Consider the following 16166-nt stretch of genomic DNA (forward strand, 5'->3'; position numbering starts at 1 on the left):
GTCGCGCCGCCGGCGAGCGGAGCGAGGCGGTGGCGTGACCGCGCACCGCAACCTGGGCTTCGTCGCCGCCGCGGCGACGCTGCTGGCGGCCGCCCCGCTGTCGGCGATCTTCCTGCGCTGGACGTGGCTGATCGAGGCGGCCATCGTGGTCGCCGTGGTGGCCGGCGCCGCCGCGCTGAGCCGGCTGGCCCGGGCACCCCTGTGGGGTCAGCTCATCGCCATGCTCGCCGGCCTCACGCTGGGCCTGACCTGGGTCTTCCCGGGCGGCACCGAGCTGCTGGCGTTCCTGCCCACCCCGGGCACCTTCGCCCACTTCGGCGACCTGCTCGGCGCGTCGATGCAGGACATGCGCACCTACAGCGTGAAGGTCGACGACGTCGACTCGCTGCTCTTCCTCACCGTGCTCGGCGTCGGCGGCGTCGCCGTGCTGGTGGACGTGCTCTCCGTGGGGCTGCGCCGGCCGGCGCTGGCCGGGCTGCCGATGCTGGCCATCTACTCGGTGCCGGTGGCGGTCTACGTGGACGACGTGCCCGCCACCCCGTTCGTGGTGGGTGCCTGCGGCTTCCTGTGGCTGCTGGTCACCGACAACGTCGACCGGGTACGCCGGTTCGGCCGCCGGTTCACCGGGGAGGGCCGGGACGTCGACGTCTGGGAGGCCTCGCCGCTGGCCGCGGCGGGTCGCCGGCTGGCCGTGGTCGGGGTCGCCCTGGCGGTGGCGCTGCCGCTGGCCGTGCCCGGGATGACCAGCGGCCTGCTGAACGCCGCCGGCAGCGGCACGGGCGACGGCAACGGGCGCCCGGGCCAGGGCGGCAACTCCGGCCGCATAGACCTGTTCGCCGCGCTCAGCGGTCAGCTCAAACAGAGCACGGTGACCGAGCTGGTCAAGGTCACCACCAACGAGCCGACCCCGTTCTACCTGCGCTTCGGCGTGGCCGACGACCTGCGTCCGAACGGCTTCCGGGATCGCACTCCCACCGGCCGGGGGGTGAACCAGGGCCTGACCGACCCGGCGGAGCGGGCCGGCGTCGAGCGGCAGCGCTACCGGGCCACGGTCGAGGTGTCGAAGACCCTCAACATGCCGCTGCTGCCGGTCTACGCCGAGCCGGTCAAGACCGAGGACCTCGGCCGCAGCTGGCGCTACGACACGCATCTCGGGGTCATCTTCTCGGACCGGGAGAACTCGCGGGGCAAGCGGTACTCGTTCGACTACGTCCGCTCGACGTACAGCCCGTCGGTGCTGCGCGCGGCGCGCTCCCTGCCGACCGACGACCCGTTGCGGCGCCAGCAGACCACCACGCCGGGGGCGCCCGCGGTCGACCAGTTGGTCAGGCAACTCGTCAAGGGCAAGCAGAACGACTACGACAAGGTCCGGGCGATCTACGACTACTTCTCGGTGGAGAACGGGTTCACCTACTCGCTCTCCACCCGGGACGGCACCAGCGGGGAGGACATCACCGACTTCCTGTCCACCAAGGCGGGCTTCTGTCAGCAGTACGCCGGCGCGATGGCGTGGCTGGTCCGGGCCGCCGGCATCCCGGCCCGGGTGGCGTTCGGCTTCACCAACGGCACCAGGTCCAGCGGCGGCACGTATGTGCTGACCAACCAGAACCTGCACGCCTGGACCGAGGTCTACTTCGGCAGCGGGATCGGCTGGGTGCCGTTCGACGCCACCCCGGCGGCGAGCGTCCCCGGGTCGGTCCGGTCGGTCTGGGCCCCGGACACCGAGGCGACCGAGGAGGCCACCCCGTCGACCGGGGGCACCGCCGCCCCGGACGGGGTCGACGCCTCGGCCGGCCCGAACAGTCCCGACCGGCTCGACAAGGACGCCGACCAGGGCCTCTCGGTCGGCGACGGCGGCCCCACCCAGCAGTCGCCGGTCTGGCCGTGGTGGGTCGCCGGGGCGCTCGCCCTGCTGGTGCTGCTCGCGGTGCCGGCGCTGCGCCGCTCCGCGCTGCGTCGGCGCCGGCGGGTCCGGGCTGCGGCGCCGGCGGCCACCACGCTCGCCGCCATCCCCGGCCAGCGCGGCGAGGTACGCGACATCGTGGTCGGGGTGGACGCCGACCGGGCCCGCGCGGACGCCCACGCCGCCTGGGACGAGCTGCTCGACACCCTGGTGGACTTCCAGGTCCGGGTCGACCGGACGGAGACGCCCCGGTCGACCGCCGAGCGGCTGGTCCAGGAGACCCTCACCGAGGACGCCGGGGCGGTGACCGGAGTGCGACTGCTCGGCCGGGCCGAGGAGCGGGCCCGCTACGCCCGCGACCCGCTGACCGGCGAGGAGCTGCACCCGGCCCTGCGGTCGGTACGCGGGGCACTGGCCGCTCGGGCCGACCGGCGTACCCGGATCATGGCGGCCCTGCTGCCGCCGTCGGTGCTGCTGCGCTGGCGGACCACGGTGTCGGAGCGGTCCGCCCGGCTGGTCACCGCCGGCGGGGAGGTGCGGCAGCGGCTGCTCCGGTGGAGCCCGCGCCGGCTGCTGGCGGGCCGCCCGGCCCGGTGAACCGGCACGGCGGCACGACCGCGCTGCGTCCTGGAAGTGGTGGTGTCCGGATCCATCGGATGCCACCACTTCCGCGATGCAGCGTGAGATGCTCGCCGGTGTACGGGCCCACGGCGACACGCCGTCGCGGTGGGCCCGCCGTCAGCGGTCCGAGCCGGTCAGCGGTGTCCCTCCGGGCGCTGCCGCCAGCGGTCCTCCATCCGGTCGAGGAACGAACCCCGCCGGCCGGTCCGGCCACGGGTACGCCGGCTCGTCGTGCCGCCCACCACGTGCAGGTCGGGCGACTGGGAGCGCCGGTGCGACTGCACCGCGTAGCCCAGTGAGGCCAGCATGACGACGAAGCCCGCCACGGCCAGCGGGGGTGTCTTGATCACGGCACCGTAGATCAACAGGGCCAGACCAGCGATTACCACGCCGGCAGCGACGAGCAGGCGACGCCGCGCGTGGAAACGCGGGTCGCTGGCGCGCACGGCCGAGGCGAACTTGGGGTCCTCGGCAAGCGACCGCTCGATCTGCTCGAACAGCCGCTGCTCGTGCTCCGAGAGCGGCACGGCACTCCTCCCCGGTCACGTTGGTCGGCCCGGTCGGGCCGACAGACCGTGGCAGCCAACCGGCTGCTTACCCGCAAGTCTACGAGGGGGCTCGCGCGTCGGAAAGCGGGACGACCTACGGCCGGGTCGGTTTTTCGACTCGTCGCGGATCACGCCTCCCGAGAAGACTGGCCGGACCTATGACGGACCGCCCGAATCGGGCAGCTGCCGCGTCGGCGGCCACCTCCGCCTCCCGCCAGCCGCGCTCCGGCGCGCCGAGGGTGAGCTGCCGCGGGGTCTCCGCCGCGGTGGCGAGCCCCTCCATGCGTACGCCGACCAGGCGGACCGGCTCGCCGGCGGCCAGGGCGGTCCAGAGGGCCCAGGCCGTGTCGAACATCTCCCGGGCGGTGTCGGTGGGCACGGTGAGGGTGCGGGACCGGGTGACCGTGCGGAAGTCGGCCAGCCGGACCTTGAGCGACACCGTCCGACCCACCTGACCGGCGGCGCGCAGCCGGGCCCCGACCTTCTCGGCGAGGGCCAGCAGGGCGCGGCGGATCTCCACCGGGTCGGTGACGTCGACGTCGAAGGTGACCTCCGCGCCGATCGACTTCTCCACCTGCTCCGGGGAGACCCGGCGCGGGTCCCGGCCCCAGGCCAGCTCGTGCAGGTGGGTCGCGGCCGCCTCACCGACCGCCCGCCGGAGCAGGCCGAGCGGCGCCTCGGCCAGGTCGCCCACGGTGTTCAGGCCGAGCCGGCGCAGCGTCTCGGCGGACCGCTCCCCCACTCCCCACAGCGCCCCCACCGGCAGCGGGTGCAGGAAGTCGAGCACCCGGGCGGCGGGCACCACGAGCAGCCCGTCCGGCTTGGCCCGGGTGGAGCCCAGTTTCGCCACGAACTTGCTCGGCGCCACCCCGACCGAGCAGGTCAGCCCCTGCTCCTCGGCGACCCGGCGGCGGATCAGCCGGGCGATCCCGGCCGGGGAGCCGAAGAGCCGGCGGGCGCCGGCCACGTCGAGGAACGCCTCGTCCAGGGAGAGCGGCTCGACCAGCGGGGTGACGTCCCGGAAGATCTGCATCACCGCCCGGGAGGCCGGCGAGTATTGCGTGAAGTCGGGCGGCAGGTAGACCGCGTCCGGGCAGAGCGCCCGGGCCCGCGCGGTCGGCATGGCGCTGCGGACGCCGTACCGTCGGGCCTCGTAGCTGGCCGAGCTGACCACCCCGCGCGGCCCCACCCCGCCCACCACGACCGGCCGGCCGCGCAGCTCGGGCCGGCGGCGCACCTCGACGGAGGCGAAGAAGGCGTCCATGTCGACGTGCAGGATGGGGCAGCCGGTGTCGTCGGCGTCCGGCCCGAAGCGCGGATCACCGCCCCGGGGCAACGACTGGCTGCGGCCCATTCCCGCACGCTAACCGCCCGGTCCGACAACCCGCCCGCCACCCCGCCCGAGCGCCCGCCACGAGCCGCCCCGGCGGCGACGCCAGGCCCCTCCCTACCGTTGCAGCTGCGCGGATCTTGCGGGCGCAGGGGCGGGCGGGTCAGCCGCGGATGGTGAGCAGTGGGATGGTCATCTCGGCGGCGGTGTCGGCGCCGTGGTACGCCACCAGCCGCGACTCCATCGGCTTCTCCGAGCGGGTGGCGACCACGGCATATGTGTCCCGGCAGACCACCACCACGTCGCCGATCCGCTGCAGGTGCTCCTCGGCCACCGGCCCGAACCAGCCGGTGGCCACCGCCTCGTCCCGGGTCGTCACCCACGCGACGCCGTCCAGCACCGCCGACCAGGCGGCCACCACGTCCGCGGTGGCGCCCGGCTCGACGTGCAGGTAGCGGACCCGGGGCTCGCCGGCGACCACCCGGACCCCGGCCCGCAGCCGGGGATCGGTGTCCAGGTCGATCCGGTGACCCGCCGGCACGTTGAGCTGCCCGTGATCGGCGGTGACCAGCAGCGCGGCGTCCGGCGGCAGCCCGTCGACCAGCCGGACGAGCAGCCGGTCCACCTCGGCGGCGGCCAGCCGCCACGGCACGGAGTCGACGCCGCTCAGGTGCCCGTGCCGGTCCAGGTCAGGGTGATACCCGGAGACCAGGGTCGGCCCGGCGCCGGCCGCGAGGGCGGCGAGCATCTGCCCGGCGAGCGCGTCGACGCCGGACGCCCCCCGGTAGTCGCCGCCCCGGTTCGCGGCCAGGGTCAGGCCGCTGCCGCCGTACTCGGGGCGGCTGACCACGGTCACCGCGACCCCGGCGGCGCGGGCCCGCTCGTACTGGGTGGGGACGGGCTGCCAGCGCAGCGGCTCCGGGTCGCCGGCCCACTCGATGTGGCTGAGCACCCGGTCGGTGTCCGGGACCCGGACCTTGAAGCCGAGCACCCCGTGCGCGCCGGCGGCCGTGCCGGTGCCGAGGGTGACCAGGCTGGTCGGGGTGGTGGAGGGAAATCCGGAGGTGAGCGGGGTGCCGACGGTGGCGACCAGCCCGGCCAGGGTCGGGGCGTACGGGGTGGCGGCGGGGATCTGGTACCAGCCGAGCCCGTCGACCAGCAGGACCGCGATCCGGCGTACCCCGGCCAACCGGGGCGCCAGACCGAGCAGGTCGGCCGTGCCGGGCACGCCGAGCACCGCGAGCGCGCTGGGCAGGACGTCGGCGAGGCTGCCGCCCCCGTAGCGGGGCGCGACCGGGGCGAGCGGATCCACCGCCGGGCCGGTCATACCGGGCGGCGGGCGAACAGGTGCAGCTGGGCGGCGATGTCCCGGTACGGCGGCCGGGCCGCCAGGGCCCGTTCCAGCTCGACCAGGGCGGCCGGCTGACCGTCCGCCACGGCGGCGGGCAGCAGGTCGGCCAGGACGCGTACGCCGTGGATCTCCTCGACGGTGAGCCCGGCGGCGCTGAGCAGGGCGGCGGCGCCCTCGGCGTCGTACCGCCGGCGCAGGGTGTCCCGCGGGCCGGCGCTGCCGTCCGGGTCGGCGGCGAGCGCGGCGGCCACGTCGAGGTGGCCGTTCATCGCGCGGGTGAGCACGGCGGCGGCCCGCCCGGCGACTAGGACGCTGGCCGCGCCCCCGTGGCGCAGCGCGCCGACCAGGGCCGAGACCACCGACGCGGGGTCGTCGACGACCTCCAGGACGGCGTGGCAGAGCACCAGGTCCATGCTGGCCGGCTCGACCAGCCCCGCGAGCGCGTCACCGTCGCCCTGCACCGCGCGTACCCGGTCGGCGACCCCGGCCTCGGCGGCGCGGCGGGTCAGCGCGGCGAGCGCGTCGGGACTGGCGTCGACCACGGTGACGTGGTGGCCCGCCTCGGCGAGCGGGACGGCGAAGCCGCCGGTCCCGCCGCCGACGTCGAGCACCGTGAGCCGCTCGCCCACCCGGCGCTGCAGCTCGGCCCGGAGCACCGCCCAGATCACGGCGGTACGGGGGGTCAGGGTTCGGGTCTGCTCCACCCCGCCGAGCCTAGTCACCCGCGCCAGCGGGGTCAGGACTCGCCGCCTCCGGCCGGGTCCTCCTCGGCGCGGGAGCGGTGGGCGTTGGCGACCGGCCCGTCCGTCACCGGGTATTCGTGCACCTCGGTGTCGTACGCCGGGACCCAGTCCGCACCGAGCCGGGTCCGTCGGGCGTTGGCGACGCCGCGGTGGGTGTTGCTCCCCGTCATCGTTTTCCACCTTTCCCGCGTGGGCCACTCTGCCCACGCCGGCGGACCGTATCTCCGGCCCGCCGATCCAGGAAACGGAAATGTGGCCCACGACATGCCCGCTGCCGGGCCGGTGTGGCGAAGATCTCCACGACGTGGGCCTGTTGCCGGCCCACCGTCAACCGGATCAGGCTGACCAGATGGTCGTCCTGCTCTGCGCCTTCAGCATCGTGCTGCTCGGCGCGTTCGCGCAGGCGGTCAGCGACTTCGGGTACGCGCTGCTGACCGTGCCGCTGCTGGCCGCGGCGATCGACCCCCGCAGCGCGGTCGTGCTCTCCGCGTTGACCGGCATCGGGCTGACCCTCACCACGGCGGTCCGGGAGCGGGCGTACGCCCGGTGGCGGGTGGCGGCTGCGCTCAACGTGGCCGCCCTGCTCGGCCTGCCGGCCGGCCTGCTGGTGCTCGCGTACGCGCCGGACCGGCTGCTCAGCGGGCTGATCGCGGTGGTGGTGCTCGGCTGCGTCGCGCTGGTCGCCCGCGGTGCCCGGATCCGCACCGGCCGGGTCGGGCTCGGCGCGATCGGCGTGCTCGTCGGCGTGCTCACCGCCGCTACCGGCACCAACGGGCCGCCGCTCGTCGCCGCGTTCCACTCGCTCGGCTACGACCCGCGTACCTTCCGGGCGACGCTGGCCGCGACCTTCTCCGGCACCGGGCTCGTCGGGCTGGCGGGCTTCCTGCTCGCCGGCCAGGTGCACGCCGACCTGGTGCGGATCGCCCTCGTGGCGCTCCCCGCCGTGCCCCTGGGCTGGTGGCTGGGGAACCGGCTGTTCCACCGAATCGACCCGGTGGTGTTCCGGCGGATCGTGCTGGTCGGGCTGCTCGGCAGCGCCGGTGCCGCGCTCGCCGCCCTCGCCGGCTGACCGGTCAGCGGAAGTCGCGGGAGGCCGGCGTGACCGGCGGGTCGATCGCGTCCAGCCGGTCCGCGGTGAGGCTGGTGACGCCCTCGTGCCGCTGCAACCGGCCCCGCACCACCAGCGCCCCGCTGGTGCGGGCGACCCGCCGGTAGCGCTGCCAGAGCCCCGGCGAGCAGGTGACGTTGAGCATCCCGGTCTCGTCCTCGAGGTTGAGGAAGGTGACCCCGCCCGCGGTCGCCGGCCGCTGCCGGTGGGTGACGATCCCGCCGACCCGGATCCGCTGGCCGGGCTCCACCCGGCCGAGCCGGGCGATCGGCACCGCGCCCAGGGCGTCCAGCCGGTCCCGGATGAACCGGGCCGGGTGGCTCTCCGGGGACAGGCCGGTGGCCCAGACGTCGGCGACCAGCCGGTCCACCGCCTCCATCCCGGGCAGGGTGGGCGGCGTCGCGCCGGTCACCGTGCCGGGCAGCCGGCCCGGCCGGTCCTGGGCCGCCGCGCCGGCGGCCCAGAGGGCCTGCCGCCGGGTCAGCCCGAAACAGGCGAAGGCGTCCGCGGTGGCCAGCGCCTCCAGCTGGGCGGCGGTGAGCCCGACCCGCCGGGCCAGGTCCGGCATGTCCCGGTACGGCCCGTGGGCCGTCCGCTCCGCCTCGATCCGCTCGGCCACGTCGTCGCCGAGGGTGCGTACGCTGCTCAACCCGAGCCGGACCGCCGGGCCGCCCAGCCCCCAGGCGTGCGGCGGCTCCCCCGGCTGGCTCCCCCACCGGGTCTCCGGCGTGGACTCCAGCACCGCCTTGGCGCCGCTGGCGTTGATGTCCGGCCGGCGTACCTCGACGCCGTGCCGGCGGGCGTCGTCGACCAGGGTCTGCGGCGAGTAGAAGCCCATCGGCTGAGCGTTGAGCAGGGCGGCCAGGAACGGGCCGGGGTGGTAGCGCTTGAGCCAGGAACTGGCGTACACCAGGTAGGCGAAGCTCATCGCGTGGCTCTCCGGGAAGCCGTAGCTGGCGAAGGCGGTGAGCTTGCGGTAGACGTCGTCGGCCAGTTCGCCGGTGATGCCCCGCTCGGCCATCCCGGCGTAGAGCCGGTCGGCGATCTGCGCCATCCGCTCCACCGAGCGCTTCGCCCCCATCGCCCGGCGCAGCTGGTCGGCCCCGGCCGCGTCGAAGCCGGCCAGGTCGATGGCGAGCTGCATGAGCTGCTCCTGGAACAGCGGCACGCCGAGGGTCTTCTCCAGCGCGTTGCGCATCAGCGGGTGCGGGAACGTCACCGGTTCCTGCCCGTTCTTGCGCCGGATGTACGGGTGCACCGAGCCGCCCTGGATCGGGCCGGGACGGATCAGCGCCACCTCCACCACCAGGTCGTAGAAGACGCGGGGCTTGAGCCGGGGCAGGGTGGCCATCTGGGCGCGACTCTCCACCTGGAACACCCCGACCGAGTCGGCCCGGCAGAGCATGTCGTAGACCTCGGGGTCGTCCAGGGTCATGTCGCCCAGGTCCAGGCTCATCCCGATCATGTCGTAGCCGTAGTGCAGCGCGGAGAGCATGCCGAGGCCGAGCAGGTCGAACTTGACCAGCCCGACGGCGGCGCAGTCGTCCTTGTCCCACTGCAGGACGCTGCGGCCGGGCATCCGCCCCCACTCGACCGGGCAGACCTCGATCACCGGCCGGTCGCAGATCACCATGCCGCCGGAGTGGATGCCCAGGTGCCGGGGGAACCTCTGCAGCTCGTTGGCGTACGCCACCACCTGCTCGGGGATGTCCGCCACGTCCACCGTCGCCACCGAGCCCCACCGGTCGATCTGCTTGCTCCAGGCGTCCTGCTGCCCGGGCGAGAAGCCGAACGCCTTGGCCACGTCCCGCACCGCCGACCGGGGCCGGTACGAGATGACGTTGGCGACCTGAGCGGTGTACTCCCGGCCGTACCGGGCGTAGACGTGCTGGATCACCTCCTCCCGGCGGTCGGACTCGATGTCCACGTCGATGTCGGGCGGGCCGTCGCGTTCCGGGGCGAGGAAACGCTCGAAGAGCAGCCGGTGCCGCACCGCGTCCACGTTGGTGATCCGCAACGCGTAGCAGACCGCCGAGTTGGCCGCCGAGCCCCGGCCCTGGCAGTAGATGTCCTGCTCGCGGCAGAACGTGACGATGTCGTAGACCACCAGGAAGTAGCCGGGGAAGCCGAGATCCTCGATCATCCGCAGCTCGTGCTCCAGCTGCGCGTACGCCTCCGGGTGCGCCTCGGGCGGGCCGTAGCGTTCCCGGGCGCCGTCCATGGTCAGCCGGCGCAGCCAGCTCATCTCGGTGTGCCCGGGCGGCACCGGGTACGCCGGCAGCTTCGGCGCGACCAGTTGCAGGTCGAAGGCGAGTTCCGCGCCGAACTCGGCGGCCCGGGCCACCGCGCCCGGGTGCGCGGCGAACCGCGCCGCCATCTCCGCGCCGCTGCGCAGGTGGGCGGTGCCGGCGGCGGGCAGCCAGCCGTCGATCTCGTCCAGGCTGCGCCGGGCGCGCACCGCCGCCACGGTGGTGGCCAGTCGACGCCGGCCCGGGGTGGCGTAGTGCACGTTGTTCGTGGCGACCGTGGGCAGCCCCGCCGCGTCGGCCAGCTCGACCAGGGCGTCGTTGCGGTCGGCGTCGATCGGGTGGCCGTGGTCGGTCAGCTCCACCGCCACCGTCTCGGCGCCGAAGAGCGCGGTGAGCCGGTCCAGCTCCCGGGCGGCGGCGTCGACGCCCTCGGTGAGCAGGGCGCCGGGCACGTGCCCCTTGCGGCAGCCGGTGAGCACCAGCACGTGGTCGCGCAGCTCCGCCGCGACCTCCTCCAGCTCGCCGTAGACCGGGCGGCCCTTCTCGCCGCCGCGGAGCTGGGCGCGGGAGATGGTGGCGGCCAGCCGGGCGTACCCCTCGTGGCCGTGGGCGAGCACCAGCAGGTGCGACCCGTGCGGGTCGGGCTCGCCGTTCTGCGGGCCAGGCAGCCCGAGGGAGAGCTCCGCGCCGAAGACCGTCGGCAGGTGCAGCGCGCGGGCCGCCTCGGCGAACCGCACCACGCCGTAGAAGCCGTCGTGGTCGGTGACGGCGAGCGCGGTGAGCCCCAGCCGGGCGGCCTCCTCGGCCAGTTCCTCGGGGTGGCTCGCGCCGTCGAGGAAGCTGAAGTTGGAGTGCGCGTGCAGCTCCGCGTAGGGCACCGGGTCGTCCGGGCGGGGCAGCTCGGGCGGCTCGTACTGCTGCCGCTTGCGGCTCCACGCCGGGGAGTCGCCGCCGTCGGCGTCGACCGCGAGCGGGTCCACCACGTGCAGGTGCCGCTCGTCCCGGGACCGCCCCTTGCCGGACCGCCCACCGCGGGGCCGGCCGGAGAGCACCTGTTCCAGCTCCGACCAGGACAGATTCGGGTTGTGGAAGCTCACCGGCCCGGCCCGGCCGCTCGGCGCTCAGTCATAGATCGCCTCCACCAGCCACTGGCCGCCCTCGACCGCGAGCAGCAGGGCGGCGCCGTCGGCCAGGCAGACCTGGAACCGGGCCCGGCGCCGGGCCTCGGCGGGTGCCCACCAGCGCTCGTCCACCGGCCACGGGCCGGCCCAGCCGACGATCTCGGCCGGCCGGCCGGCCTCGACGACCAGTCGCGCGGGCGGGGCGCTCACCGCCAACCGGGCACTGACCACGACGGGCTCACCCGCGGCGTCGTGCACGGTGGCGAGGAGCGGGGTCGGCAGCACCACGGCCGGCGCGGGTGGCGGCAGCCGCCCCGGCCACGGCGGGACCGGCGCCCCACCCGGCCGCGCCACCCCACCCGACCGCGCCACCCCGCCGGGGCGCGCCACCCTGGATCGGGTGGACGTACCCGACGGACCCGCCGCGCCCGGGCGCGACTCCCCGCCGGGCGATCCGGCGGAAGCATCGGCCGTCCCGGCCGGCAGCGGCGGCCCGCCCGCCGGGCCGGCGGGCAGGGGCGGCTCGCCGGGGCGAGCGGGCAGTCGTTCGTCGCCCCACGGGACCAGGCGTACCTGGTCGGCCGGGGAGCGTCCGCCGCCGAGCACCGGGGTGACCACCGCCTCGGGCCCGAGGATGCCCTGCACCCGGCTCAGCGCGCGGTGCGCCCGCTCCCGCTCCTCGCCGGTCTCCCCCCACAGCCCGGGTTGCAGGCCGGCCTGGGCGAGCACCCCGTCCGGCACCAGCCGCAGCCGGATGATGCCGGCGGTGGGGCGGGCCGGGCGGGCCCCGCCCCGGCCGTTGCTGCCGGAGAGCCAGCCGTCCAACTGCCAGCGCACCCGATCGGCGATGGCCGCGGCGGTGAGCAGGCCGTCGTGCCGCCAGACCCGGTGCAGCTCCTGGCCGTGCGCGGTGACCGCCTCGATGCCGAGCCGGGTGCAGGCCAGCCCGTACGCGGCGAGCCGCTCGTGCAGTTGCTCGGCCAGCGTCCGGGCGGCGAACGCCGCGGCGTCGACCCGGTCGATCGGCTCGTCGTACTCGGCGGTGACGGTCAGGTCGGCCGGCGGCTGCCGGACCGCGAGCGGCCGGTGGTCCCGGCCGGCGGCGAGCCGGTGGGCCAGCGCCCCGTCGAAGCCGAACCGGGCCAGCACGTCACCGGCGGGCAGCGCGGCGAAGTCCCCGAGGGTACGTACCCCCAGCCGGCGCAGCAGATCGGTCAGGGCCGGCCGGCCGAGCGCCTCGACGGGCAGGGCGGCCAGGAACTCCGCGGTCCCGCCGGGCGGCACGATGCGCCCGTCCCGGGCGGCCAGCCCGGCGGCGAAGACCCCGTCGGCGACGCCGACCTGGCTCTCCACCGCGCAGGTCTGGGCGACGTGCTCGACGATCCGCTCGGCCGCCGCCTCCTCCCCGCCGAGGTAGCGGCTCGGCCCCCGGGCGGCCAGCGCGCAGGCGCCGGGGCGGATCACCTCGACCCCGGCGGCCACCTCCTCGACGGCGGCCACCACCGGCTCGAACGCGCGGGCGTCCCGGCCGGGATCGTGGTCGACGACGGTGAGCTGCGGGCAGCGCCCCTGCGCCTCCCGCTTGCGCAGCCCCCGGCGTACGCCCTCGGCGCGGGCCCGCTCGGAGCAGGCGACCACCCGGTTGGCGTGCAGCACCGCGACCGGGTCGGTGGCGGGCACCCCGTCGACGATCTCGGCGGCGAGGACCGGCCAGTCCGGGCACCAGAGCAGCAGGGTCCGCACCGGCGCCCCGGTCATGCGGCCACCTCGCTCCGCTCGGCGGCCGCATGAGGCTCCACTGGACTGTGCCTGATGATTCGCGCGCTGCGCTCGCTCATGCCGACCCGACCGCGGTGCGGGACCGGGCGGCCGGGGCGGGCGGCGCCACCACCCGGAGCCGGGGCGAGGCGGTGCGGGCGGCGGCACCGGTCGCCCGGGGGATGACCCGGGTCAGCTCGTCGCCGGGCAGCCAGACCTTGATCTCCTTGGGGCGGGCGGCCGCGCCCCGCCCCCGGGCCGAGACGGTCACCTCCCGGCGGCGCAGCCGCCCCCGGCCCGGGCCGAGCCCCTCCCAGACCCCGCGGACCACCTGGAGCGTGACGTCCGCGCCGTCCCACCGGCCGTAGGGGACGAGCACGCTGCCGCGTTGCCGGGCCCGGGCGGCCAGCCGGTTGGCGACGGAGGCGGAGACCGTGGCCGGCACGGCGGTGACCACCACGTCGACCCCGTCAATGAGCGCGGCGACCACGGTGGGCCACTCGGGCCCGGGGTGCGGCACCAGGGCGAGCCGGTCCAGGGCGATCCCGGCCTCGGCCGCCGCGCCGGCCCCGAAGGTGGGCACGCCGACCACGGCGCACCAGGAGCCGGCCCGGGACGCCTCGGCGAGCAGGGCGAGGATCAGCGACGTCCCGCCGCTGCGCCGGGGCTGCCCGACGCCGACCGCGATGGTGCTGCCGCGCCGCAGCCCGCGGTTGGGCAGCAGCCCGGTCAGCTCGGGCCGGACGGGCAGCACCCGGTGGCCGCTCGCCGGGTCGGGCGCGCTCGCCGGGCGCACCAACTCGGCCAGCGCGGCGGAACCGACCACCATGCGGCCCGCCATCCGACCTACCCCCTGCCGTGTGTCGCCCACGGGTACGCCCCGTGGTGGTGCTGCTGGATCTCCATGTGCGGCGGACGTCGCCGGACCGGGCACGACGATGTCCGGCCACCCGCCTCCCCGCCGGGTGGCCGGACGTCGCCGGGTCAGGCGGCGGCTGCTCCGGGTCGCGGCGCAGCGTCGGACACGCCGAGCCGGAGCGGCCGGTGCAGACCGTCGAGCGCCGGTTGCCGGCCGAGCGCGGTCTCCACCACGACCACGAACTCCTCGGCGGCGCGGAGCAGGTCGTCGGCCTCCCGGGCGCTGACCACCCGGGGGATGCCGGCCTCGGCGGCGGCCCGCTTGCTCGCCCCGGCGGCGAAGAAGCCGGCCCACTCGTCGAGCTCGGGGGCGACGGTGGAGAGCAGGACCCAGACGCTGGTGATCCGGTTGCGCCGGCCGGGCGCGGGGCGGGCGCGGGCGGCGAGCAGCGCGGCGGCGGCGCGCAGCGCCGCGAGGTGGGCGGCGGCGTACCGGAGGCCGTCGGGGCGGGTCCGGGCGGCCTCGGCCAGCCCGTGGCGGGCCACCGCGAGCAACTGGGCGGGGGTGCGGTGCGGCAGCACGTGCGCGGGCACCGTCGGGGCCTGGGCCGGGCTGGTCGGCATGGTCTCTCCTCCGCGTGGGCCGGGGCGGGGCGGCCGCGGGACGGATCGGATCCGCCGGCGGGACGCCCGGAGCGGGCGGTGCGGAGGAAGACGCACCAGGTGGGGGCCGGCCGGGTGTGGACGCTTCCCCACACCACACCCGGCCGGCGTACCGGCGGGTCCGTCGCCCGCCGCCCGGGGGTCGTGGGCGGCGGGCGACGGTCCTGCCTGACGGGTCCGGACTCGCGACTGTCCGGAGCCCGGTGCGGTCCGCGGAACCGCACCTCCCCGGGAGCCGGCGCCGCGAAACACCCCTCCCGGGCGTTGGAACGAGCGTACGACTGAATCGAACACTCGTTCTAACTGCCCTGACAGTACACCTCCCCTCCGACGAAAATGCAACGTGTGACGCGCCCGGGCGTGCCGATCACCCCGGGCCCGGCGCGTCGCCCGGGACACGCGAGAGGCGAGCCGGATTCTCAGCCGGCCCACAGCTTCGGCAAAGGGCGCGTCGAGTTCCCCGGCCCAGAGTGGCTTCATGAACGTGAGCCGAACCGAAGAAACCCGCCGGTGACCGCCGCCGTCGCCGACCGGCGGACCGGGCGGCGCACCCTGCCGGCGGTCCCCGCCTGGTGGGCCGACGTCGCCGGCACGGCCGCGGTGCTCAGCCTGCTGGTCGTCACCGCCCTCTGGACCGCCGACCGCGGGGTGCAGGAACTGCTGGGCGGCCTCGCCACCGGCCTCACCTCGCTCGGCCGGCTCGCCGGTCTGGTCAGCGCCGACCTGATGCTCATCCAGGTGGTGCTGATGGCCCGGGTGCCGCTGATCGAGCGGCGCTTCGGTCAGGACCGGATCGCCCGCTGGCACCGGCTCGCCGGCTTCGCCTCGTTCCACCTGCTGCTCGCCCACGTGGTGCTGACCATCCTCGGGTACGCCGGCACGGCCCGGCAGGGCGTGCTGGCCGAGACCTGGGACCTGGTCGTCACGTACCCCGGGATGCTGCTGGCCACCGCGGCGCTGGCCCTGCTGGTGCTGGTGGTGGTGGCCTCGGTCCGCGCGGCCCGGCGCCGGCTGCGCTACGAGTCCTGGCACCTGCTGCACCTGTACGCGTACCTCGGCGTCGCGCTGGCGCTGCCGCACCAGCTCTGGACCGGCGCCGACTTCGTCGGCTCGGCGGCGGCCCGCGCCTACTGGTGGACGGTCTACCTGCTGGCGCTGGCCAGCGTGCTGGTCTACCGGCTCGGGCTGCCCGTCTGGCGGTCGCTGCGGCACCGGATCGAGGTGGCCGCGGTGGTGCCCGAGGCGCCCGGGGTCACCTCGGTCTGGCTGCGCGGGCGCGACCTGCACCGGCTGCCCGCCCGGGCCGGGCAGTTCCTCCTCTGGCGGTTCCTGGACGGCCCCGGCTGGTCCCGGGCGCACCCGTACTCGCTGTCGGCGCCGCCGAACGGGGACCTGATGCGGATCACCGTCAAGGACCTCGGCGACGACAGCGCCCGGGTGGCCGCCCTGCGCCCCGGCACGAAGGTGCTGGTCGAGGGGCCGTACGGGCGCCTGACCGGGGAGCACTGGCGCGGCGGCGGGATCACCATGCTCGCCTGCGGGGTCGGGATCACCCCGCTGCTGGCACTGCTCTGGGAGCTGCCGTACGCCCCCGGCGAGGCGGTGCTGCTCTACCGCGCGCGCACCCCGGCGGATCTGGCCTTCCGGGCCGAGCTGGACCAGCTCGCCACCGAGCGGGGGCTGGTGGTGCACCACCTGGTCGGCCCGCGGGCGGCCCGCCCGGCGTGGCTGCCCGCGTACGCCGAGGGGCTGTCCGACGCGGAGGCGCTGCGCCGGCTCTCCCCCGGCATCTCCGGTCACGACGTCTTCCTCTGCGGACCGGACGGCTGGGTCGACGCCGCCCGCGCCGCGACCCGCGCGGCGGGGGTTCCCGACGCGCACACCCATCACGAACGGTTCGCCTGGTGACAGGC

At 76.2% G+C, this 16166-nt stretch carries 11 protein-coding genes and 2 pseudogenes; 3 read left to right on the forward strand and 10 right to left on the reverse strand.

The window, feature by feature from the left end:
- Positions 1-34 precede the first annotated feature (34 nt).
- Entirely contained in the window at positions 35-2500 is a 2466-nt protein-coding gene (locus ACFYML_RS28245; protein ID WP_387423503.1) for a transglutaminaseTgpA domain-containing protein, read from the forward strand.
- Between the two features lie 158 nt (positions 2501-2658).
- On the opposite strand, the gene ACFYML_RS28250 is transcribed toward ACFYML_RS28245, so the two are convergent.
- From ACFYML_RS28250 to ACFYML_RS28270, 5 genes are all read right to left on the reverse strand, one after another.
- Positions 2659-3051: a DUF3040 domain-containing protein gene (locus ACFYML_RS28250; protein ID WP_357435159.1), complete on the reverse strand. Its 393-nt coding sequence runs from the start codon at positions 3049-3051 to the stop codon at positions 2659-2661.
- 115 nt (positions 3052-3166) lie between these two features.
- Positions 3167-4426 (reverse strand): DNA polymerase IV, encoded by a 1260-nt coding sequence (locus tag ACFYML_RS28255; protein ID WP_387423504.1) that lies wholly within the window; start codon positions 4424-4426, stop codon positions 3167-3169.
- Positions 4427-4565: 139 nt separating this feature from the next.
- On the reverse strand, positions 4566-5729 hold the full coding sequence (locus tag ACFYML_RS28260) for an alkaline phosphatase family protein (RefSeq protein WP_387423505.1): 1164 nt from the start codon (positions 5727-5729) through the stop codon (positions 4566-4568).
- Positions 5726-6475: a methyltransferase domain-containing protein gene (locus ACFYML_RS28265; protein ID WP_198940229.1), complete on the reverse strand. Its 750-nt coding sequence runs from the start codon at positions 6473-6475 to the stop codon at positions 5726-5728. The genes ACFYML_RS28260 and ACFYML_RS28265 overlap by 4 nt, the downstream gene beginning before the upstream one ends.
- Before the next feature lie 14 nt (positions 6476-6489).
- Positions 6490-6666: a hypothetical protein gene (locus tag ACFYML_RS28270; protein ID WP_387423508.1), complete on the reverse strand. Its 177-nt coding sequence runs from the start codon at positions 6664-6666 to the stop codon at positions 6490-6492.
- 179 nt (positions 6667-6845) lie between these two features.
- Between ACFYML_RS28270 and ACFYML_RS28275 the strand changes: the two genes are divergently transcribed.
- Complete coding sequence (locus ACFYML_RS28275; protein WP_387423509.1) at positions 6846-7565, forward strand: sulfite exporter TauE/SafE family protein; 720 nt, start codon at positions 6846-6848, stop codon at positions 7563-7565.
- 4 nt (positions 7566-7569) lie between these two features.
- Here the strand turns inward: ACFYML_RS28275 and ACFYML_RS28280 are convergent, their stop codons facing one another.
- From ACFYML_RS28280 to ACFYML_RS28300, 5 genes and pseudogenes are all read right to left on the reverse strand, one after another.
- Entirely contained in the window at positions 7570-10950 is a 3381-nt protein-coding gene (locus ACFYML_RS28280) for an error-prone DNA polymerase (protein WP_387423510.1), read from the reverse strand.
- Between the two features lie 24 nt (positions 10951-10974).
- Positions 10975-11304, reverse strand: a pseudogene (locus ACFYML_RS28285) (DNA polymerase Y family protein); the annotation flags it as partial.
- A 114-nt stretch (positions 11305-11418) separates the two neighbouring features.
- Positions 11419-12732, reverse strand: a pseudogene (locus tag ACFYML_RS28290) (DNA polymerase Y family protein); the annotation flags it as partial.
- Between the two features lie 76 nt (positions 12733-12808).
- The gene (locus tag ACFYML_RS28295; protein ID WP_387423511.1) at positions 12809-13573 is read right to left on the reverse strand and encodes a hypothetical protein; all 765 of its coding nucleotides are present in this window, start codon (positions 13571-13573) and stop codon (positions 12809-12811) included.
- Positions 13574-13716: 143 nt separating this feature from the next.
- Positions 13717-14214, reverse strand: coding sequence for an SAV_6107 family HEPN domain-containing protein (locus ACFYML_RS28300; RefSeq protein ID WP_387423512.1), 498 nt, complete (start codon positions 14212-14214; stop codon positions 13717-13719).
- Between the two features lie 549 nt (positions 14215-14763).
- Here ACFYML_RS28300 and ACFYML_RS28305 point away from each other — a divergent pair.
- The gene (locus ACFYML_RS28305) at positions 14764-16161 is read left to right on the forward strand and encodes a ferric reductase-like transmembrane domain-containing protein (protein ID WP_387423514.1); all 1398 of its coding nucleotides are present in this window, start codon (positions 14764-14766) and stop codon (positions 16159-16161) included.
- The last annotated feature ends 5 nt before the right edge of the window (positions 16162-16166 follow it).

Source organism: Micromonospora sp. NPDC007230 (genome assembly GCF_042869115.1).
In the GTDB taxonomy this organism is placed as follows: Bacteria; Actinomycetota; Actinomycetes; order Mycobacteriales; family Micromonosporaceae; genus Micromonospora.

Excerpts from the sequence above, each read along its gene's own strand:
- ACFYML_RS28300 (WP_387423512.1), bottom strand. The coding sequence starts at position 14,214 with ATGCCGACCAGCCCGGCCCAGGCCCCGACGGTGCCCGCGCACGTGCTG.
- ACFYML_RS28260 (WP_387423505.1), bottom strand. The coding sequence starts at position 5,729 with ATGACCGGCCCGGCGGTGGATCCGCTCGCCCCGGTCGCGCCCCGCTAC.
- ACFYML_RS28295 (WP_387423511.1), bottom strand. The coding sequence starts at position 13,573 with ATGGCGGGCCGCATGGTGGTCGGTTCCGCCGCGCTGGCCGAGTTGGTG.
- ACFYML_RS28255 (WP_387423504.1), bottom strand. The coding sequence starts at position 4,426 with ATGGGCCGCAGCCAGTCGTTGCCCCGGGGCGGTGATCCGCGCTTCGGG.
- ACFYML_RS28275 (WP_387423509.1), top strand. The coding sequence starts at position 6,846 with ATGGTCGTCCTGCTCTGCGCCTTCAGCATCGTGCTGCTCGGCGCGTTC.
- ACFYML_RS28270 (WP_387423508.1), bottom strand. The coding sequence starts at position 6,666 with ATGACGGGGAGCAACACCCACCGCGGCGTCGCCAACGCCCGACGGACC.